Below are 20,140 nucleotides of genomic sequence, written 5' to 3' on the forward strand. Positions count from 1 at the left end.
GGCGCAGAGCACGTTCGATGACCTCCACCCCCGGAGAGCGTGAACGACGCACCAGCGAGCGCGTGATCGCGCTGCTGATGCTGCTGATCCACACGCGGCACGGCTACACCACCGCGCAGATCCGCCGCCACGTCGAGGGGTATGCGGAACTCGGCGACGAGGCCTTCGAGAAGGCCTTCCAACGCGACCGCGCACTGCTGGAGGACATCGGTGTGCCCCTGTCCCTCGAGCAGCCGGAGGATGCCGACGCCCGCCACGTGGTGGACGCCTCGGCCCTGCTGCTGCCCGAGATCGACTTCAGCGGGGCCGAGCGCCGCGCCCTGCTCCACGCCCGCGAGGTGTGGAGCGAGACCCGGCTGCAGACCGAGGTGATGCGGGCCGTCGGACTGCTCGTGGACCCCGGGTCCGCCGGCGAGGCCGACGACGGTCTCGGCCTGCCCCGCGTGGTGCAGCGTCTCACCCCGAACCTCGAGGTGTTCCTGGACGCCGCCGTGGAGCAGCAGGTGCTCGCCTTCGGCTACCGCACTGCCGCCGGGGCCGTTTCGCCGCAGGACCGACCGCGCCGCGTCCGCATCTGGTCCGCCCTCGAGATCGGCGGCGCCTGGTACGCCGCAGGATGGGACCTCGACCGCCAGGGCGAGCGCCTGTTCCGCGTCTCCCGCGTCATCGGCCGGCCCGAGGAGCTGCCCGGCACCGGGTCCGACGCCCCGGCCCGCCCCGCCGACTGGAACCCCGTCGAGATCCGTGACCGACTGCTCGGCCAGGGCGAGGGCCTGCGCGACCGCGTCCGGCTCTGGGTCGCCCCCGGACGCGGACACTCCGTGCGCCTGCGCGGCCAGGCCGTCACGCCCACCGCGCAGGACGGTGCCGCGCCCGGGGAGGGCTGGGAGCTGTGGGAGACCGACCGTCCCGCCCACGACGGCCTCGTCCAGCTGTGCGGCGGCCTCATGGGCGTCGTCCAGCCCTCGGCGGCCGATCCGGACGTGGTCGCCGAGGTGCTGGCCGCCTGGAGGCGCGTGGCCGAGGTCCACGACGGCGCCCCGCCGCCGCACCCGGAGCTCGCGAAACCACGCCAGTCCCGGTATCGCCAGGGACAGCGCGAGCGCGTCTCCCGTCTGCTCGACATCGTGGGCCTGGCCAACCGCGCCGGCGGCATCACGAAGGTCGAGCTCGCCGACCGCCTCGAGCTCAGCCCCAAGGCCCTCGACGCCGACCTGCGCGACCTCCAGTACTGCGGCCTGCCCGAGCGCCTCTTCCCGGGCTGGCTGTTCGACGTCGATGCCGAGTCCGACGTGGTCGAGGTGCGCCAGGCCGTGGACCTGCCCGCGCCCATCCGCCTCTCCCTGCCCGAGGCACACCGCCTCTCCGCCGCCCTGGACACGGTGGCCCAGATGCCGCACGCGGACGACGAGGTCGCTCCCGCCGCCGTGACCGCGGCAGCACGGATCCGGCAGGTGCTCGCCGACGTCGGACACACCGGTGCCACCACATCGGTGAGGCCCTCCACCGGCGGGACGGACGACCCCGGCGACGCAGCCGCCGTCGTGCCCTCCGCCGCCGACGGCGGGGGAGCAGGGGGCCACGAGCCACCTGCGACGCCCGTGACCTCCTTCTGGGACGTGCACGCAGACCAGGACACCGTGCGTGTGCTCATGGATGCCGTCGCCCGCCACCGGGTGGTGCGCCTGCGCTACCACGCCCTGCACTCCGACCGGACGACGGAGCGGGAGGTCGAGCCCGTGCAGCTCGTCCAGTCCGGCGTGGTCCTCTACCTGCAGGGCCATTGCCGCACCGCCGGCGCCATGCGCACCTTCCGCGTCGAGCGGATCTCCGCTGTGGAGCCGACCGGCGAGATCGCGAAGGCGCGGCGCCGCCCCAAGAAGACGATGCTCACCCCGGTCGACACGACGCTGGAGGCGGTGCTCGCCTGGCATCACCGCATCCGGGACCTGGCGGACGACTATGCACCGCGCCTGGAGGCTCAGGACGCGGACGGGCGACGGCTGACCCGCCTGGGTCTGCTCTCCGAGGACGCGGCGATCGCCCTGGCCGGCATGCACGCCGGGGACGTCGAGGTCCTCGAGCCCGCCGAGCTGCGCCAGGCCGTCCGCGATCGCGCGCTGGCCGCGATCCGGCGCCTCGAAACCGCTGTACGCTTGTGAACAGGAATTCCGACGAAAGGAACTCACCATGGTCGCTGGACTTCAGGGATGGCAGCTCGTCATCATCGTCCTCCTCGCCGTGCTGCTCTTCGCCGCGCCGAAGCTGCCGTCGATGGCCCGCAACCTCGGCCAGTCCATGCGCATCTTCTCCTCTGAGGTGAAGGAGATGCGCAAGGACGGCAAGGACAAGAAGGACGCTCAGCAGGAGGACCGCTCCGCCGGCACCGAGCCGGTGGAGGGTCGCATCGTCGACCGCGACGTCAACGACGTCCGTGAGGGTTCCCACCGCGCCGACGAGCGTTGATCGGCCGGGCCCAGCCCGTCTCGACCGCGAGAGCCGCGCATGAGCATGGACCAGACTCCGCCTGAGGGCGCGCCCGGCACGGGCGCGCCCGAACGCCCCGCGCAGGGCGCCCTCGCCCAGGACACTCCTGCCGTCTCCCGGGAGGAGGTCCGCGAAGCGGCCGCGACGCCCCCGGGCAAGCGCCGCAAGCGCGCCCGCCGGAAGGACAACCCCACCGGCGAGATGCCGCTGCGCGAACACCTCGCCGAGCTGCGCAACCGCATCATCAAGTCCGGCGTCGCGATCGCCCTGGGCACGGTGCTCGGATTCTTCCTGTACGAGCCGGTCATGGGTGCGCTCGCCCAGCCGCTCAAGGACGCCGAGCAGCGGGGCATCCTCGCCTCCCTGAACTTCGACTCGGTCGGACAGTCCTTCGACATCCTGCTGCAGGTCGGACTGTTCATCGGCGTGGTCGTGGCCAGCCCCGTCTGGCTCTACCAGATCTGGGCGTTCATCATGCCGGGCCTGAAGGCCCAGGAGAAGAAGTACGCCATCGTGTTCCTCTCCGTCTCCATCCCGCTGTTCGTCGGCGGCGTGGTGATCGGCTACCTCGTGCTGCCGCAGGCCGTGCAGTTCTTCACCGCCCTGATCCCGGACGGCGGCACGAACTTCATCCCGGCGAACGTCTACATCCCGTTCCTGCTGCGCCTGTTCCTCGCCTTCGGCGCGGCGCTCGTGCTGCCCGTGCTCATGGTGGGCCTGAACATGATCGGCATGCTCCCGGCCCGCACCATCCTCAACCACTGGCGCATCACCGTGTTCCTCATCTCGCTCATCGCGGCCATCGCCGCCCCGGGCGGCGACGCGATCACGATGTTCTACCTGGCCGCTCCGCTGTTCACCCTGTTCGGCGTGGCCATCGTGCTCTGCGTCCTCAACGACAGGCGCCGCAACCGCAGGAGGGCCGCCACCGAGGCGGACATCGAGGCGGAGATCGCCGCCGGCCCGAAGCCGCTCAGCGAGCTCTGAGCCGGCGGGCCCAGGGGACTCCGCCGACAGCGGAGCCGCCTGGGCCGCACAGCGGCCCACCACTAGGCTGGCTCCATGGCCGACTCCCCGCATTCGCATCCGGTGCCCGACGACGAGCCGGTCCTCAGCCCCGCCGAGCGCTACGCCGCCGCCCGCCGGGCCCGGCACCATCCCGGCAGCCGTCTGTCCCAGTTCGCCGCCACCCTCGGGTTCCCCCTCGACCAGTTCCAGGTGCAGGCCTGCACCGAGGTGGAGGCCGGCCACGGCGTGCTCGTGGCGGCGCCCACCGGCTCCGGCAAGACCGTGGTCGGCGAGTTCGCCGTGCACCTGGCGCTGTCCCAGGGCCGCCGGGCGTTCTACACCACCCCGATCAAGGCCCTGAGCAACCAGAAGTTCTCCGATTTCGCCGCGATCCACGGCCCCGAGCGCGTCGGTCTGCTCACCGGAGACACCTCCGTCAACCCGGACGCGGACGTGGTGGTCATGACCACCGAGGTGCTGCGCAACATGCTCTACGCGGATTCCGCCGCCCTCACCGGCCTGGCCTGCGTGGTCATGGACGAGGTCCACTACCTCGGCGACCGCTTCCGCGGTCCCGTGTGGGAGGAGGTCATCATCCACCTGCCCGAGCATGTGCAGCTGGTCTCCCTCTCCGCCACGGTCTCCAATGCGGAGGAGTTCGGCGCCTGGTTGGACACCGTCCGCGGCGCCACCTCCGTGATCGTCTCCGAGCACCGGCCCGTGCCGCTGTGGCAGCACGTCATGGCCGGTCCGCGCCTCTACGACCTCTTCGCCGAGGACGTCGCCTTCGAAGAGTCCGCCGAGGACGACGGCGCCACCGTGCTCAACCCCGAGCTGGCCCGCCTGGCCTCCCAGGCGCACCGCAACGCCGAGCGCTCCGACTGGGGGCGCCCCGGCCGCGGTCGCGGACGCGGCCCCGGAGGCAGGGGCAAGGGGAGAGGCCGTGGCCGTCAGAGCGGGAGGAGACGCACCGACCGCGACGACGGCCGCTCCGGCGGGCGCGGTGCGTCCGGCGGCGGACGTGGCCGGCGCTCCGGCGCCGCCGGCTGGGACGGCGACCGCGGCGTGCAGGGACGCATCGGCCCGCGCGAGCACCGCAACCACGGACTGCGCACCTCGCGCCCCGAGATGGTCCGCACCCTGGAGCGCGAGGGGCTGCTGCCCTCGATCACGTTCATCTTCTCCCGCGCCGGGTGCGACGGCGCCGTGGAGCAGTGCCTGGCCGCAGACCTGGACCTGACCACCCGGGCAGACAAGCGGCTCATCCTGGAGCGGACGGACGAGGTGGCACGCCTGCTCCCGCCGGAGGACCTCGAGGTCCTCGGCTTCTGGGGATGGCGGGACGGCCTGTCCCGTGGCTTCGCCGCCCACCACGCCGGCCTGTTGCCGCCCGTCAAGGAGGCGGTGGAGGACCTGTTCGCCGCAGGGGCGCTGAAGGTCGTCTTCGCCACGGAGACCCTCGCACTCGGCGTGAACATGCCGGCCCGCTCTGTGGTCCTGGAGAAGCTGGTCAAGTTCAACGGGGAATCCCATGTGGACGTCACCCCCGGGGAGTACACCCAGCTCACCGGACGTGCCGGCCGCCGCGGCATCGACGTGGAGGGCCACGCCGTGGTCCTGTGGCGTCCGGGCCTGGACCCGGCCGCCGTGGCCGGACTGGCGTCGAAGCGCACCTACCCGCTGAAGTCGGCCTTCCGGCCCACCTACAACATGTCCGTGAACCTGCTCGCACAGGTCGGTGCACGTCGGGCCCGGGGGATCCTCGAGTCCTCCTTCGCCCAGTTCCAGGCCGACCGCTCGGTGGTGGGCCTGGCCCGCCAGGTGCGGGACAAGGAGGCCTCACTGTCCACCTACGCAGATGCGATGGCGTGCGACCGCGGGGACATGGCCGCGTACATGCGGCTGCGCAAGGAGCTCGCCGCTGCGGAGAAGGCCGGCTCCCAGGGTCGCAGGCGTGCCCGCCTCGGCGCGCTCAAGGAGTCCCTGTCCGAGCTCGCGGTCGGTGATGTGATCGACCTGCGTGACGGCCGCGCCCTCGGGCGCTGCGTGGTGGTCTTCCCGGCCGGCAACCCGCAGAACCCCCGCGTCGGCGTCATCACGGACAAGGCGCAGCTGCGCCGCATCGGCGTGGAGGACCTCGCCATGCCCGTGGAACCGATCGCCGGCGCGGACCTGCCCCGGCTTCTCCAGGTGAAGTCCCCGGCCCAGCGCAAGGACGTCGCAGCGAAGATGCGGGAGGCCGTGCGCACGCACCGCCCGCCCTCCGGCGGGCGCGACCGCTCCGGCTTCCGCCGCGTGGAGCCGGAGGAGTCCCCGCGGGTGGAGGAGCTGCGCCGCGAACTGCAGGCACACCCGTGCCACGGGTGCCCGGACCGCGAGGACCATGCACGCTGGGCCGAGCGCTGGTTGGGGCTGCGCCGGGAGGTCACCCAGCTCCGCGACCGGATCTCCGGACGCACGAACACGCTCTCCGCCGCGTTCGACCGCATCGTCGGGCTGCTGCAGGAGTACGGCTACGTCGGCTCGGATCCGGGAAACCCGCGGGAGGCCGTGGAGCCGGCCGGTCAGGCGCTGCGGCGCATCTACGGGGAGCGAGACCTGCTGACGTCGCTTCTCCTCCAGGATCCGTCCGTCGCCCGGCTCACCCCGGAGGACTGGGCGTGCCTGGCAGCCCTGCTGGTCTACCAGGGCCGGTCCGAGCCCCTGGCCGGCACCGTGGTCATGCCCAACGCGCGGCTCCAGGCCGTCCACGAGGCCACCGAGCGGCTCCAGGACCGGCTCCGCCGGGACGAGGCGGCCGCCCGACTCGAGCCCACGCCGGAGACCGACCCGGGGCTGGTGGCGCCGATGCACCGCTGGGTGCGCGGCAAGTCCCTCCGGGACACGTTGCACGGCTCGGACCTTGCCGCCGGCGACTTCGTGCGCTGGGCCCGCCAGGTCATCGATGTGCTCGGCCAGCTCGCCCAGGTCCCCGGGGACGAGGCCCGCACGCGCGACTGCCGCCGCGCCTCGGATCTCGTGGCACGTGGTGTCGTGGCCACCTCGCTGCCCACGGTCGCCGTGGACGGGTGAGCCTGCCGGGCCGGTGGGCCCGACCGGACGGGGCCCTGATGAGGCCTGGCCGAACGGGACCCTGATGAGGCCCGGCCGTGACCGGACGGGCCATGGACCGGCAGAGAGCACTAGGCTGAGAGCGTGACCGCTCTCCTGTTGCACCACGGCATCGTCCACTCTCCGACCGACCCGTACGCCACCGCCCTGATCGTCGAGGCCGGTACCGTCGCCTGGCTCGGCGGTGACGACACCGCCGCCGCATTCCTGCGCGACGGCATGGCCGAGCAGGATCTGGACGGCGCCATCGTCACGCCGCTGTTCGTGGACCCCCTCGCCTCGAGCGCCTCCGGCGCCTGTCACCGCGGCATCGGCCTCGTCACCGTTCTGCGCGGCTGGGACGGAGACCGCACGCTGCGCACCGGGGTTCCCGGCGCCGACCACGAGGCGACGGACACACCCGGGGCAGCGGTCGTCGTCGAGTACCGCCCGCATCGGCAGACGGACGCGCAGCAGGCCGGCCGTCCGTCCGCCGGCGTCTGGATCGCCGCTGACGCGATCCCGTCCACGGAGCTCGACCAGGCCGTGATCGCCGCCGTCGAGGCGGGGGAGCAGGTCTACCTCGTCCCCTCCGACCTCGCTGATTCGTCAGCCGTGCAGGCCGCACAGACGGCTTCCCTGGCCGCTCTGCGTGCCGCCGAGAAGGCCTGCGGCATCCCCGCCATCGGCCGGACACGTCCACGGCTGGCCGTGGGGGCGCCCCTGACCGCGCAGGAGGAGGACTTCCTCGCCGGGCTCTCCGCCTCCGTCACCGCGCTGGTGGACGCCGGGGCCGGCACCACGGCCCCCGTGGGCGGTCTCCTCGCGGCGGCCGTGCCGGTGTGCCTGTCGCTGGCCGCGGACGGCAATCCCTGGGGAGCTGTCCGCGCCGCGCTGCACCACCCGCATCCACAGCAGGGCGTGTCCGCCCGGTCCGCGTTCACCGCCGCCACCCGCACCGGGCTGCGGGCCCTGTCCGACACGCCCGCCGCCTACGTCGACCTGCCGGCCCGGCTGTCCGTCTCCGCGCCGGCGACCTTCGGCGTCTGGGAGGCGGATGCGGTCACCGTGCAGGCGCCGGACGGCCGGGTGGCCGCCTGGAGCACCGACACGCGCGCGGGCACGCCGTTGCTGCCCTCGCTGGACGCCGGGGAGGACCTGCCCCGCCTGCGCTCGGTCTGGGTCCACGGCCGCGAGGCCTGAGGGCGACGTCGGTCTTCCGAGGCCGCCGTCCGCCGACGCCGGACGGCACGATCCACGGCCTTGCCTCCGCACGATCAGGCGCAGCGGTTCCTATACTGGGGCGGATGACCCGCGCGCCGCGGGCCGTCTGCCTACGCCTGTGTCCCGTCCGGGGACTGCTCGGCGGCAGGGGACGGCGGGGTCCGCACTGGACCGGCCGGCGCTGACACGAACCCGATGCAGGAGGGGAACGCCCGCATGCGCGTGCTGACCATCATTCCCACGTACAACGAGATTGAATCGCTGCCGATCACTCTCGGCCGCCTCCGCGAGGCCAACCCGGAGGTTGACGTTCTCGTGGTGGACGACGGCTCCCCGGACGGCACCGGCGCCTGGGCGGACGAACGCTCCGCAGCGGACTCCAAGGTGAACGTGCTGCACCGCGCCGAGAAGAACGGCCTGGGCGGCGCCTACCTCGCCGGCTTCGCCTGGGGTCTGGAGCGCGGCTTCGACGTGCTCGTGGAGATGGACGCGGACGGATCGCACCAGCCCGAGCAGCTGCCGCGCCTGCTGGACGCGATCCACGGCGCCGACCTGGTGATCGGATCCCGCCGCGTCCCGGGCGGCAAGATGGTCAACTGGCCGCCCCATCGCAAGTTCATCAGCATGTGCGGGTCCCTGTACCCGCGCATCATGCTGGGTCTGGACCTCACCGACATCACCGCCGGCTACCGCGCCTACCGCGCCCAGGTGCTGCGCGAGATGGACCTGGGCGCCGTGCAGTCCAAGGGCTACGGCTTCCAGGTGGACATGACGTTCCGTACCGCCCGTCTCGGCAAGCGGATCGTGGAGGTGCCGATCACCTTCGTGGAACGTGAGTTCGGCGAGTCCAAGATGTCCGGCGGCATCATCACCGAGGCTGTGACCAACGTGACCAAGTGGGGCCTGCAGGCCCGGTGGGAGAAGCTCAGGCAGCTCGTCTCCGGCCGCTGACCGCCGGCGTGACCCGCGGGGGTTGTACGCATGCATGACGAAGGGGCCGGACGTTCCACACGGATCGTCCGGCCCCTTCGTCTGTCCGGCCCCTTCGTCTGTCCGGCCCCTTCGTCTGTCCGGCCCGGGGTCCGGGACGCGGGGGAGCGGCGCGGCTCAGGCCTCGCCGCGGCTGGCGCGGAGCTTGCCGAGCTGGACCTGGAGGGTCTCCTCCAGGTCCTCCATGGAGCGGCGCTCCAGGAGCATGTCCCAGTGGGTGCGGACCGGCTTGCCCGCGTCCTCCTCCGGCTTCTCGCCGTCCACCAGGAACGCCTCCTTGCCGGTCTTGGAGGTCCAGGTGGCCGGGATGTCGGCCTCAGCGGCGAAGGTGACGAACACCTGTTCACCGTCCTCGCAGCGGTACTCCACCCGCTGGCGGGCCGCGGGCTCGACGCCGGCCTCGGACTCCAGCGACTGGGCTCCCAGACGCATGCCTCGCAGGCTGCGATCGCTCACGTTCTCATCTCCCTCGTGTTCGGCGACGGGCGGCGCCCGGACGTGGACCCGGGCGCCGCCCCACTCTCGTCAGTGACGTTCAACTGACGATTGTCGCATGTCATTCCCGGCCGGTGCGGGGATCCTCCTGCGCCGCGCCGGTCCCGTCGCCCGAGGACGGATCCCGGCCGGGGGCGTCGGCAGGGGTATCAGCCTCGACGCCGGTGGGCTGCTCGGCGTGCCGGCCGGGGAGCTCCTGGGCCTCGGGCGCGCCTGCGGCGGTGGTGCCGGGGGCGGTACGGGCGGACTGGCCCTCCGTGAGCGGAACGTCCAGGTCCTGCGGCACGGCGAGGGCCTCGTCGAGGGAGGTCTGCGGCATCTTGTCCGCGGTCATGGCCCCGGCCGTCATGGACTCCATGACGCCCGCCGAGCGCAGGCCGTCCGCGGTGGTCGGGCGGACCTTGCGCTCCTTCCGCTCCGTGCGCTCACGGGTGGCGCTGGTCTGATCGCCGGAGGCGGCACGCGTCTCGGACAGCGGGGAGCCGGAGCCGGAGAAGGCACTGCCGATGTTCCTGAGCGCCTCAGAGAGCTCGGCCGGCACCACGAACATCGTGTTGGACTGGCCGTCGGCGATCTTCGGCAGCTGCTGCACGTACTGGTAGGCCAGCACGTCCGGGTCGGCGCCGCCGGCGTGGATGGCCTCGAACACGACGTCGATGGCCTCGGCCTCCGCGTTCGCGCGGAGGATGCGGGCCTGGGCTTCGCCCTCGGCCGCGAGGATCTGGGCCTGACGCTCACCCTCGGCGGTGAGGATCTGGGCCTGCTTGGTGCCTTCGGCGGTGAGGATGGCGGCGCGGCGGTCGCGCTCGGCACGCATCTGCTTCTCCATCGAGTCCTGGATGGAGTGCGGCGGGTCGATGGCCTTGAGCTCCACGCGGGACACGCGCAGACCCCACTTGCCGGTGGCCTCGTCGAGGACGCCGCGGAGCTTGTTGTTGATGGTGTCGCGGGAGGTCAGCGCCTCTTCGAGGTTCATGCCGCCGACCACGTTGCGCAGCGTGGTGGTGGTCAGCTGCTCCACGGCGTGGATGTAGTTTGCGATCTCGTAGGTCGCGGCCTTCGCGTCGGTCACCTGGAAGTAGACGACCGTGTCGATGGAGACCACGAGGTTGTCCTCGGTGATCACCGGCTGCGGCGGGAAGGAGACGACCTGCTCGCGCATGTCCATGTGGGGGAGCATGCGGTCGATGAACGGAACGACCAGTGTCAGGCCCGCTCCGGCGGTGCGCTGGTACTTGCCCAGGCGTTCGATGTTGGCTGTCCGGGCCTGGGGGATGATCTTGACCGAGGAGGCCAGGATCATCACCACCACGGCGATCAGGACGAGCACGATGATGAGTGACTCCACGTGATGCCTTTCGTCGGGTGAGGTCAGGTGGTCGGTGCGGCTCCGGGCGGGCCCGGATCAGGGATGTGCGGGGTCCTCGCCGGTGGCGTCCCAGTCGATCTGGGGCACCGGGCGGACGATCAGGGTGGCGCCCTCGACGCGGAGGACGGTGACCTCGCTGCCGGCGAGCGCTTCGGGGGCATCCGGCTCGGTGCGGGCGGTCCAGGTGTCCCCGTCGAGGGTGAGGGTGCCGGAGGAGCCGGTGATGGCATCCGGCGTGGTGATGCGGCGTCCGGAGAGCGACTCCAGGTAGGAGGGGGAGTCGTCGGCGGAGCCGTGCAGGCGCTTCAGCGCGGTCGGACGAGCGAGGCCGAGCATCGCCAGGGAGACGACCGCGAAGACCACCCCTTGCAGCCAGGGCTCGGCTCCGGCCAGGGCGGCGACCATGCCGCCGAGCGCCCCGACGCCGAGCATCAGGAAGATGAGATCGAGCAACAGCAGCTCCACACCGGCCAGCACGAGGGCCGCGGCGAGCCAGAGCCACCATGCGTTCTCCTGGAACCACTCCATACTCATGGGTCCGATTGTGTCACAGGCGACACTCATGGCCGCCACGGTCAGGACAAGGCGGACAACGGTCCGGTCACGAATTCCGGCGCGGGCGGGTACCACGTTTGCTACTCGCCAGTAGGATGGACGCATGTCCGACGCCACGCGCCGCCAATCTGCCCCGTCGTCCGCCGTCCCGACGACGGCCGCCGCCTCGTCCGTGCCGCCCACCGCCCGCTCGGGCCGGGGCGGCTACCCTCGGCTGTTCTCCCCGTGGCGGGTCGGCCACCTGAGCCTGCCGAACCGCGTCGTCATGGGCTCGATGCACATGGGCCTCGAGGACTCCCACGACGACCTGCCGCGCCTGGCCGAGTTCTATGCCGAGCGCGCCCGCGGGGGAGCGGGGCTGATCGTGACCGGAGGCTTCTCGCCCAATCGCCTGGGCCGGCTCTCTCCGGGCGCAGGGATGCTCGCCTCCCAGGCCGACGCGGACGCCCACCGCGTGGTCACCGACGCCGTCCACGCCGAGGGCGGACGGATCCTGGCCCAGCTGCTCCACGCCGGCCGCTATGCGAAGTCGCCGCTGCAGGTCTCCGCCTCACGCACGCGGGCTCCCATCAGCCCCGTGACGGCGTTCGCCCTGCCGACCGCCGCCGTGAGACGCACGGTCCAGGACTTCGTGCGCGCCGCAGGCTGGGCCCGCCGGGCCGGCTACGACGGCGTGGAGGTCATGGCCTCCGAGGGCTACCTCATCAACCAGTTCCTGGCCCCGGCCACCAACCACCGCACCGACCGCTACGGCGGCACCGCGGACAACCGCCGCCGCTTCCTCGAGGAGATCGTGTCCGGGATCCGGCAGGCCGCTGGGAACGACTTCGTCATCAGCGTCCGCCTGTCCATGGTGGACCTGGTGCAGGACGGCCAGACGCAGGAGGAGGTCCTGGACGTCGCCCGCGCCGTCGAGCGCTGCGGCGCAGACCTCATCAACACGGGCATCGGCTGGCACGAGGCCCGGGTGCCGACCATCGTCACCTCGGTCCCGCGCGCCGCCTTCGCCGCGGCCACCGCGCGGGTCCGCGAGGTGGTGGACATCCCGGTGTCCGCCTCCAACCGCATCACTCTGCCGCACACCGCCGAGCAGATCCTGGAGGCGGGCCAGGCCGACGCCGTGACGATGGCGCGCCCGTTCCTCGCCGACGCGGCCTGGGTCGCGAAGGCGCGGGCAGACCACGAGGCGGCCATCACCCCGTGCATCGGCTGCAACCAGGCCTGCCTCGACCACGTCTTCTCCGGCCGCACCGTGTCCTGCCTGATGAACCCGCGCGCCGGACGGGAGACCGAGGCCCCGTACGACCGCCTCGGCGGCCCGGTGGCCCTGGGCATGCCCGAGGTGCCGGCGGCGCCGGCGTCGAGGCCGACCGTCGCCGCGGGCCGCACCTACGCAGACGCGGAGACGGCCGACCACACGACCGGTTCCGCTGAGGGACGGCGACGCGTGGCCGTCGTCGGCGGCGGACCGGCGGGCCTGGCGGCGGCCCACGCCGCCGCCGCCCGCGGACACGAGGTCACCCTGTTCGAGGCGACCGGACAGATCGGCGGACAGTTCCGCCTGGCCCGCCGGATCCCCGGCAAGGAGGAGTTCGCCGAGGCGCTCGCCCATTTCCGGGACCGCCTCGATCCGCTGGGCGTCGACGTGCGCACCGGCGTGCGCGCGGATGCCGCCATGCTCGTCGGACAGGCCGGGGAGCCGGCCTACGACCACGTGGTGGTCGCCACCGGTGTGGTGCCGCGTGAACTGGACATCCCGGGCATCGACCGGCCGGAGGTGCACGCCTACCCGGACGTCGTGGACGGAACGGTGACCTGCGGGGACACCGTGGCGGTCATCGGCGCCGGCGGCATCGGCGTGGACGTCGCCGAGCTGCTCACCGCCCCGGCGAGCCACGCGCACGGCGCGTTCCAGGACCTGCAGGACTGGCAGGCCGAATGGGGCGTGGACCCGGCGTTCACCGAGCGCGGGGCACTGACTGCCCGCCGCCCGGAGGCGCCGGCGCGTACCGTGCACCTGCTGCAGCGCAGCCCCGGCAAGATCGGTGCCCGGCTCGGCGCCACCACCGGCTGGGTCCACCGTGCGGCGCTCAAAGCCCGTGGCGTGGTCAAGCACTCAGGTGTCCGGTACGTCAAGATCGACGACGACGGTCTCCACGTGGACGTGACCAGGACGGTGGGGACGTGGCGGAAGAGGACCGAGGTGAGCCGGACGGTCCTGGCGGTGTCCGACGTCGTGGTCTGTGCCGGCCAGGAGTCCGAGGCGTCCCTGGCCGCAGAGCTGCGCGCTGCGGGGATGCCGGACGAGCGGATCCACGTGGTCGGCGGCGCACTGAAGGCCGGCGAGATCGACGCCAAGCGGGCGATCGACGAGGCCGTGCGCGCCGTGGCGACGATCGGCTGACGACGAGCCGCGGGACCGGGGGCCGACTCAGCTTCCCGCACCGGCCGGCCGCCGACCCTCACTGCACGAGCCGCGTGGCCGCCCCGCCGGGCCGGTTGCCAGGGCGTCGGCCAACAGGGGAGCGGCACGGCGGGGGCCTGGTCAGTCGGTCTGGTACTTGTGGCCCAGCCAGGTGATGAGCAGGACCACGGCTGCACCGGCGACCATCAGGCCCACGGTCTGGGGGACCGCCTCGGTCGGAGCCAGCAGGACGCGTTCGTCCTCGAGCTGCCACGGCCAGAGGGCGCGCAGGGCGCCGACCATCAGGCCGGTCACCACCGCCAGGGTGACGCCGCGGTGGTTCTCCAGCAGACGCTGCAGGGCGCGCACGAACAGGCCCAGGCCGAGGATGGCGCCGGCGGCGAAGATCGCCAGATAGCCCCAGTCACGGTTGTTGACGGCGTTGAGGGTCGGCTCGTAGAGGCCGAAGCTCAGGAGCAGGAACGACCCGGACAGGCCCGGCAATGCCAGCGCGCAGATCGCGATCGCGGCGGCGAAGAAGACCACGAACGGGTTGGCGGCAAGCTGTTGGATCGGCAAGCCGAAGAACAGGAAGGCCGCGATGCCGGCCACCACGGTCACCAGCACCGTACGGACGTTCCACGCCGTTCCGACCGCCATGATCGGAATGAGCACAGCGGCCACGGACATGCCGAAGAAGACGCCGAAGGTCTGGATCGGATAGTCCTCGACGGCCGGCGCGATGAACTTCGCGCCCAGCAGCAGTGCAGGGAACATGCCGAGGACCACCGGGATCACGATGTCCCATCGCACCTGGCGCAGGTCCTCGTAGGCGCTGGCCTTGTCCGTCACCAGCCCCTTGATGCCGCCGACGAAGTGCCCGGCCGAACGGATGAGGTGCTCGTAGATGCCCACGATCATCATCACGGTGCCGCCGCTGATGCCGGGCAGCACTTCAGCGGCTCCGATGGCGGCGCCGCGCAGGACATGGAAGGGCGTCTGACGGTTCACAGAGGGCATGCCTGCCAGCGTAGTCGTGCGCGCGGGCGCGCCGGAGCAGATCCGGGCACCGGCCACGTCGTGTTCGTCACCGTCGCGCTGAGTGCCGCAGGCACGGCTCGACGGCACGGGGTTCAGGCTGGCTCACGTGAAGGTTGAAGTCTGAGTGACAGAGCAGTGTCAACCTTCACTGCAGCATGTGGAAGGTTCATGGCAGATCAGCGACACTCACCGCGAGATGGAGCCCCTGAACCCGAACGCCGATAATGTACATTATGTCAGATATCGGTTGCCCGACCATGCGAGACCCTCCCCGGGCCGACCGCCATGGACGGCACGCACCTGCCCACCGATGGGACAATGGGGCCATGAACCGCGCCGTCGACACCGCAGACACAACCCACCGACCGCACCCGCACGCCCAGCGCGCCCTGCCGGGCTGGACGATCCCCGTCGTGCTGCTGATCGACATCGTGCTCGTGACCGTCTTCGTGGCGATCGGCCAGCGCGAGCACACCACGCAGAACGGGTTCCTGGGCCTGCTCGTCACGGCCTCACCGTTCCTCATCGGCCTGCTGGCCTCTTCGTTCGGGTTCTGTTGGACCCGCGCGCATCGGTGGCTCCAGGTGTGGCCGGCGGGCATCGGCGTCTGGCTCGGCACCCTGACGCTGGGGATGCTCCTGCGCGTCGCGTTCGACCAGGGCGGCGCTCCCCTGCCGTTCGTCCTCGTCGCCGCCGGCTCGCTGGCTCTGTTCCTGCTCGGTCGTCGCGCGCTGACCGGCCTGCTGCTGCGTCACCGCTGAGCGTGCCCGAGCGCAGCCGACAGTCGGTGGACGTCGGCGGCCGGCCACAGCTTCGGCGTACAGCCGCGCCTTGAGGTGAGTGGCGTCGTCGTACAGTGGGGCCACGCCCCGCAGGGACGCACCCCTGCTCCCCCGCCAACGGAAGGACGCCCCCATGGTGACCGCCATCGTCATGATCCGCACGGACAAGTCGACCATCCCGGAGACCGCAGAGAGGATCGCCGGCCTCGAGGGAGTCTCCGCCGTCTACTCTGTCACCGGCGGCTGGGACCTGGTGGCCATGGTGAAGCTGCGCGAGTACGACCAGCTCGCTGACACCATCGCCGACCAGCTGTCCAAGGTGTCCGGGATCCAGGACACGGAGACGATGCTGGCGTTCCGGACCTACTCGCAGGCCGACCTGGGTGAGGGTTGGGCCCTCGGTTTCGAAGGATGAGCCTCCGCGGCATCGCATTCACGGCCGCCCCGCTGCTGCTGGCGGGTGTGCTCGGTGGATGCAGTCCCGACCCGGCGGCCGCTCCCCCATCCTCTCCCCCGTCCTCGGCGGCCACGTCTGCCTCGGCGTCGCGTTCCGCCGCTGCCTCTGAGACGGTCCCGTCGCGGACGCAAGCGACGTCGCCGTCGCCCTCCGACGTCCTGCCCAGTTCCGGGTCCGCATCGACATACCCGGCACCGAGCACGCAGGACCCTGTGCCGACCGCCTCGGTCGCCTCCTCCAGCCCATCCGACACTCCCCCGTCCGCGACGCAGGCGCGCACGGCCACGATCTCCGTCTCCGGAGACCTGTTGTGGCACGAGCCCCTCTGGGAGGCGGCCCGCACGGACGACGGCTTCGACTTCCGCGCGCAGCTGGATGGACTCACACCCGCCCTGGCGAACGCGGACCTCGCCGTCTGCCACCAGGAGGTGCCGGTGGCGCGCCCCGGCGGCCCCTACTCCGACTACCCGACATTCCGCTCCCCCGCTGAGACCGTGGACGCCGTCGCGGCCGCCGGCTTCGACCTCTGCACGACCGCCTCCAACCACACGATGGACGACGGCTGGGACGGCCTGGTGCGCACGCGCGAGACCCTGGAGGCCGCCGGGCTCGGCGCCGTCGGCACCTACACCACGCGCTCGGAGGCCCAGTCACCGCACCTGTTCACCACCGATCAGGGGGTGAAGGTCGCGATCGTGTCCCAGACCTATGGTCTCAACGGCATCCCCAAGACACCCGGACGAGAGTGGTCCGTTGACCTCCTGGACCCGGACAAGGCCGTCGCCGACGCTCGCCGTGCCCGCGCCGCCGGTGCGGACATCGTCATCTTCCACATGCATGCCGGCACCGAATACGAGCAGGAGCCGGACAGCAACCAGCGGTACATGGCGGCCATGGTGACCGCATCCGGTGAGTTCGACCTGGTCATGGGCCAGCATCCCCACGTCGTCCAACCGATCGAGAAGGTCAACGGGGTCTGGACGGTCTTCAGCACCGGCAACCTCATGGCCGCACAGCGCCGTGACACCCCTCAGACCGACGACGGCATGCTCGTGGACATCTCCTTCCGGGAGACGCCGTCCGGGCGCTTCACCGTCGACCGGGTGCAGTGGGCACCCACCCACATCAGCCGACCCGGCGAGGATGCGGACGGGATCCCACGCGTGCGCGTCATCCCGGATGCGCTGCCCGAAGCATCGGGGCCGACGCGCAAGGCCTTGCAGGACTCGGCGGCCAGGACCCGCTCCGTGGTCGGCGCGCACGCACCTGAAGGCCTCGTGGAACGCACCGAGCCCCTCGTGTGACCTGACGTCCCCAGGGGGACGACGTCGGCCGTCTCACCTTCAATGTGAAGGTGAGACGGCCGACGTCGTTCTTCCGGCAGAGGCAGCCGCGCGTTTCAGGAGCGCGAGAAGGCCACCCAGCGGTCCAGCACGTCCTGTGCGGCACCGGAGTCGAGGGACTCGGCGGCCACCGCCATCTTGTCCGTGATGCGCTCGGCCAGCGGGCGGGAGGCGTCGGGGTCGTCGGCCACGAGGCCGACGGCGGCGTTAAGCAGGACGGCGTCGCGGATCGGCCCCTTCTCCCCCGCCAGCAGGGCGCGCACGATCTGAGCGTTGTGGGCGCCGTCCTTGCCGGCCAGCGCCTCCACGGACTGCAGCTCGAGGCCGAAGTCGCGCGGGTCGATCTCATGCTCTGTCACTGCACCACGCACCTCGTAGAGGGCAGACGGACCGGACGTGGTGACCTTGTCCCTGCCGTCGGAGCCGCGGAAGACGAAGCCGCGGACGCCGCGGTCGGCGAGCACCTGGGCCAGCAGCGGCGCCATCGTGGCATCGGAGCATCCCAGCGCCTGTGCGGTGACCTTGGCCGGATTGGAGAGCGGGCCCAGGAAGTTGAAGACCGTGGGCACGCCCAGCTGACGGCGCACCGGGGCCACGTGCTTCATGGACGGGTGATAGTTCTGCGCGAACAGAAAGGTCATGCCGACCGCCTCGGCGCACTCCTCCGCCTTCTCAGCCGGCATGGACAGGTCCACGCCGAGCGCCTCGATGACGTCGGCCGCACCGGCGGTGGACGAGGCGCCGCGGTTGCCGTGCTTCACCACACGTGCACCCGCGCCCACGGCCACGAGCGAGGACATGGTGGAGATGTTGACGGTTCCCAGGCGGTCACCGCCGGTGCCGACGATGTCCAGGGTCTGCCCCGGAACGGACACCGGTCGGGCGCGCCGAACCATGACCTCGGTCAGGCCGAGCAGCTCCGGGACGGTCACGCCCTTGGCGGCCAGGGCGGTGAGGAAGCCGCCGGCCTGGGCCTCGGAGGCGGTGCCGCCCATCATCTCCTCCATGGCCCAGGCCGCCTGCGCCAGCGACAGGTCGACGGACGAGGTGAGGTCGCCGAGGATCTCGGGCCAGGTGGACGGGGTCGCTGCGGTGCTGGAGATGGCGTTCACATGGACGACCCTATCGCCCGGCGCACGCCCGGGGACGTCCGACCGTCACGGTGTGACGCTGGACGTTCGCTGACCGTATGCCCTGCAATCACGTTGAACATGCGCCCTACCGGGGACATGCAGGCTGCGACACGGTAGCGTCCGGTTGGGCACAGGACACGGTTTAGGGCCATAATGGCCAGGTGACCACTGCAACTCCCGCTCTCCAGCAGCCCGCGCCCACCGGGCTCCCGAGCCGCCCCAACATGGTCCAGGTCGGAACCATTGTGTGGCTGGCCAGTGAGCTCATGTTCTTCGGCGGGCTCTTCGCCATGTACTTCACCCTGCGCTCCACTTCGCCGGAGCTCTGGGCGACCCACTCCGAGATCCTGAACATCCCGCTCGCGGCCGTCAACACGACCATCCTGGTGCTGTCCTCCGTGACCGCCCAGTTCGGCGTGTTCGCCGCAGAGCGTCTTCAGCCGCGCCGGACCGGAGGCCTCTTCGCCATCAAGTCCTGGGGCATGGTCGAGTGGTTCATCCTCACCGCGATCATGGGCTCGGTCTTCGTGGCCGTCCAGGCCTACGAGTACGCCGTGCTCGTGTCGGAGGGTGTCACCATCGCCGCCAACGCCTACGGCTCGGCGTTCTACATCACCACCGGCTTCCACGCCATCCACGTGACCGGCGGCATCATCGCGTTCATGTTCATCATCGGACGCGCCTACCTGGCCCGCCGCTTCGGCCACCATGAGGCGACCTCCGCGATCGTCGTGTCCTACTACTGGCACTTCGTCGACGTCGTGTGGATCGCACTCTTCTTCATCGTCTACTTCCTGGACATCGTCGCCCCGCTCTGACGGACGGCACACCAGGACCCACTCCGCACCCGAGGCGAATCGACCAGGCATGATGGTGTCGATTCGGCAGACAACGTAAGGAACCCACTGTGAAGGCACTATCGCAGCACCGCCGCCACCCGCTCATGGGGCTGGCACTGCTTCTGCTGGGGCTTCTGGTGACCGGCGGCCTCTACTCCGCCGCCAGCACGGTCAACCAGGCCCAGGCGGCCACCCAGGTCACGACGGCCGCCTCGAGCGATGACATCGCCGAGGGTGAGAAGCTGTTCAACGCGAACTGCGCCACCTGTCACGGCATTGGTGCCGCCGGCAGCGACGCCGCTCCGTCGCTCATCGGCGTGGGCGCGGCCTCGGTCGACTTCCAGGTCGGCACCGGCCGCATGCCGATGCAGATGAACGGCCCGCAGGCCCGCATGAAGCCGGTCCAGTTCAACGAGGAGCAGACCGCGCAGATGTCGGCCTACGTCGCCTCCCTCGGCGCCGGCCCGGCCATCCCGGACGAGGAGTACCTCGACGCGGGCCAAGAGGACGTGAACATCGCCAAGGGCGGCGAGCTGTTCCGCATCAACTGCGCCATGTGCCACAACGCCGCCGCCGCCGGCGGTGCGCTGACCCGCGGCAAGTTCGCCCCCACCCTGGAGGGCGTGTCCGAGAAGCACATCTACGAGGCGATGGCCACCGGCCCGCAGAACATGCCCGTGTTCTCCGACGCCAACCTGAAGCCCGAGGACAAGCGCGACATCATCGCCTACCTCAAGACCATCGAGAACAACGGCTCGCCCGGCGGTCTCTCCCTGGGTTCCCTGGGTCCGGTCTCCGAGGGCCTCTTCATCTGGACTGCCGGCCTGGCCGTGATCATCGGCTTCATGGTCTGGCTGACCTCCCGGTCCTCCTGACCCCGTCGGCGCCCTGGGCGCCGGCCGTTAGACACTGCATCACTCACA

At 71.4% G+C, this 20,140-nt stretch carries 17 protein-coding genes; 12 read left to right on the top strand and 5 right to left on the bottom strand.

Annotation, left to right across the window (positions count from 1 at the left end; translation table 11 throughout):
• The first annotated feature begins 17 nt into the window (after nucleotides 1-17).
• From CEQ11_RS07990 to CEQ11_RS08015, 6 genes are all read left to right on the top strand, one after another.
• Complete coding sequence (locus tag CEQ11_RS07990; protein WP_088478266.1) at nucleotides 18-2,162, top strand: YafY family protein; 2,145 nt, start codon at nucleotides 18-20, stop codon at nucleotides 2,160-2,162.
• Between the two features lie 28 nt (nucleotides 2,163-2,190).
• Entirely contained in the window at nucleotides 2,191-2,466 is a 276-nt protein-coding gene (tatA, locus tag CEQ11_RS07995) for a Sec-independent protein translocase subunit TatA (RefSeq protein WP_067190582.1), read from the top strand.
• Nucleotides 2,467-2,688: 222 nt separating this feature from the next.
• Nucleotides 2,689-3,474 carry a twin-arginine translocase subunit TatC gene (gene tatC, locus CEQ11_RS08000; RefSeq protein ID WP_070637060.1) on the top strand — a complete coding sequence of 262 codons (786 nt, stop codon included), beginning with the start codon at nucleotides 2,689-2,691 and terminating at the stop codon, nucleotides 3,472-3,474.
• 75 nt (nucleotides 3,475-3,549) lie between these two features.
• Nucleotides 3,550-6,567 (top strand): RNA helicase, encoded by a 3,018-nt coding sequence (locus tag CEQ11_RS08005; protein ID WP_088478267.1) that lies wholly within the window; start codon nucleotides 3,550-3,552, stop codon nucleotides 6,565-6,567.
• Between the two features lie 123 nt (nucleotides 6,568-6,690).
• Complete coding sequence (locus CEQ11_RS08010) at nucleotides 6,691-7,788, top strand: hypothetical protein (protein WP_088478268.1); 1,098 nt, start codon at nucleotides 6,691-6,693, stop codon at nucleotides 7,786-7,788.
• Nucleotides 7,789-8,025: 237 nt separating this feature from the next.
• Nucleotides 8,026-8,760 (top strand): polyprenol monophosphomannose synthase, encoded by a 735-nt coding sequence (locus tag CEQ11_RS08015; protein WP_088478980.1) that lies wholly within the window; start codon nucleotides 8,026-8,028, stop codon nucleotides 8,758-8,760.
• 156 nt (nucleotides 8,761-8,916) lie between these two features.
• On the opposite strand, the gene CEQ11_RS08020 is transcribed toward CEQ11_RS08015, so the two are convergent.
• The 3 genes from CEQ11_RS08020 to CEQ11_RS08030 all read right to left on the bottom strand — a co-directional run bounded on the left by CEQ11_RS08020 (nucleotide 8,917) and on the right by CEQ11_RS08030 (nucleotide 11,197).
• Nucleotides 8,917-9,255 carry an RNA polymerase-binding protein RbpA gene (locus tag CEQ11_RS08020; RefSeq protein WP_070637034.1) on the bottom strand — a complete coding sequence of 113 codons (339 nt, stop codon included), beginning with the start codon at nucleotides 9,253-9,255 and terminating at the stop codon, nucleotides 8,917-8,919.
• 100 nt (nucleotides 9,256-9,355) lie between these two features.
• A complete protein-coding gene (locus tag CEQ11_RS08025) occupies nucleotides 9,356-10,642 on the bottom strand; it encodes an SPFH domain-containing protein (protein WP_227718806.1) in 1,287 nt (428 codons plus the stop codon).
• Between the two features lie 57 nt (nucleotides 10,643-10,699).
• Entirely contained in the window at nucleotides 10,700-11,197 is a 498-nt protein-coding gene (locus CEQ11_RS08030) for an NfeD family protein (protein ID WP_227718807.1), read from the bottom strand.
• Between the two features lie 124 nt (nucleotides 11,198-11,321).
• On the opposite strand from CEQ11_RS08030, the gene CEQ11_RS08035 reads away from it, so the two are divergent.
• Nucleotides 11,322-13,622 carry an FAD-dependent oxidoreductase gene (locus CEQ11_RS08035; protein ID WP_088478269.1) on the top strand — a complete coding sequence of 767 codons (2,301 nt, stop codon included), beginning with the start codon at nucleotides 11,322-11,324 and terminating at the stop codon, nucleotides 13,620-13,622.
• Between the two features lie 141 nt (nucleotides 13,623-13,763).
• Here CEQ11_RS08035 and CEQ11_RS08040 read toward each other — a convergent pair whose 3' ends face one another.
• Nucleotides 13,764-14,642: a DUF368 domain-containing protein gene (locus CEQ11_RS08040; protein ID WP_227718808.1), complete on the bottom strand. Its 879-nt coding sequence runs from the start codon at nucleotides 14,640-14,642 to the stop codon at nucleotides 13,764-13,766.
• 347 nt (nucleotides 14,643-14,989) lie between these two features.
• Here CEQ11_RS08040 and CEQ11_RS08045 point away from each other — a divergent pair, with 347 nt between their 5' ends.
• The 3 genes from CEQ11_RS08045 (at nucleotide 14,990) to CEQ11_RS08055 (ending at nucleotide 17,206) form a co-directional block, all read left to right on the top strand.
• Complete coding sequence (locus tag CEQ11_RS08045) at nucleotides 14,990-15,424, top strand: DUF3054 domain-containing protein (protein WP_088478270.1); 435 nt, start codon at nucleotides 14,990-14,992, stop codon at nucleotides 15,422-15,424.
• A gap of 154 nt (nucleotides 15,425-15,578) precedes the next feature.
• Complete coding sequence (locus tag CEQ11_RS08050; protein WP_088478271.1) at nucleotides 15,579-15,860, top strand: Lrp/AsnC family transcriptional regulator; 282 nt, start codon at nucleotides 15,579-15,581, stop codon at nucleotides 15,858-15,860.
• 254 nt (nucleotides 15,861-16,114) lie between these two features.
• Complete coding sequence (locus tag CEQ11_RS08055) at nucleotides 16,115-17,206, top strand: CapA family protein (RefSeq protein ID WP_193763006.1); 1,092 nt, start codon at nucleotides 16,115-16,117, stop codon at nucleotides 17,204-17,206.
• 95 nt (nucleotides 17,207-17,301) lie between these two features.
• On the opposite strand, the gene trpD is transcribed toward CEQ11_RS08055, so the two are convergent.
• A complete protein-coding gene (gene trpD / locus CEQ11_RS08060) occupies nucleotides 17,302-18,357 on the bottom strand; it encodes an anthranilate phosphoribosyltransferase (RefSeq protein WP_088478273.1) in 1,056 nt (351 codons plus the stop codon).
• 182 nt (nucleotides 18,358-18,539) lie between these two features.
• Between trpD and CEQ11_RS08065 the strand changes: the two genes are divergently transcribed.
• Nucleotides 18,540-19,196: a heme-copper oxidase subunit III gene (locus CEQ11_RS08065; protein WP_193763007.1), complete on the top strand. Its 657-nt coding sequence runs from the start codon at nucleotides 18,540-18,542 to the stop codon at nucleotides 19,194-19,196.
• Nucleotides 19,197-19,285: 89 nt separating this feature from the next.
• Entirely contained in the window at nucleotides 19,286-20,092 is an 807-nt protein-coding gene (locus tag CEQ11_RS08070; RefSeq protein WP_088478274.1) for a c-type cytochrome, read from the top strand.
• Nucleotides 20,093-20,140 lie beyond the last annotated feature (48 nt).

Source organism: Micrococcus sp. FDAARGOS_333 (genome assembly GCF_002206575.2).
GTDB lineage: Bacteria > Actinomycetota > Actinomycetes > Actinomycetales > Micrococcaceae > Micrococcus > Micrococcus lylae.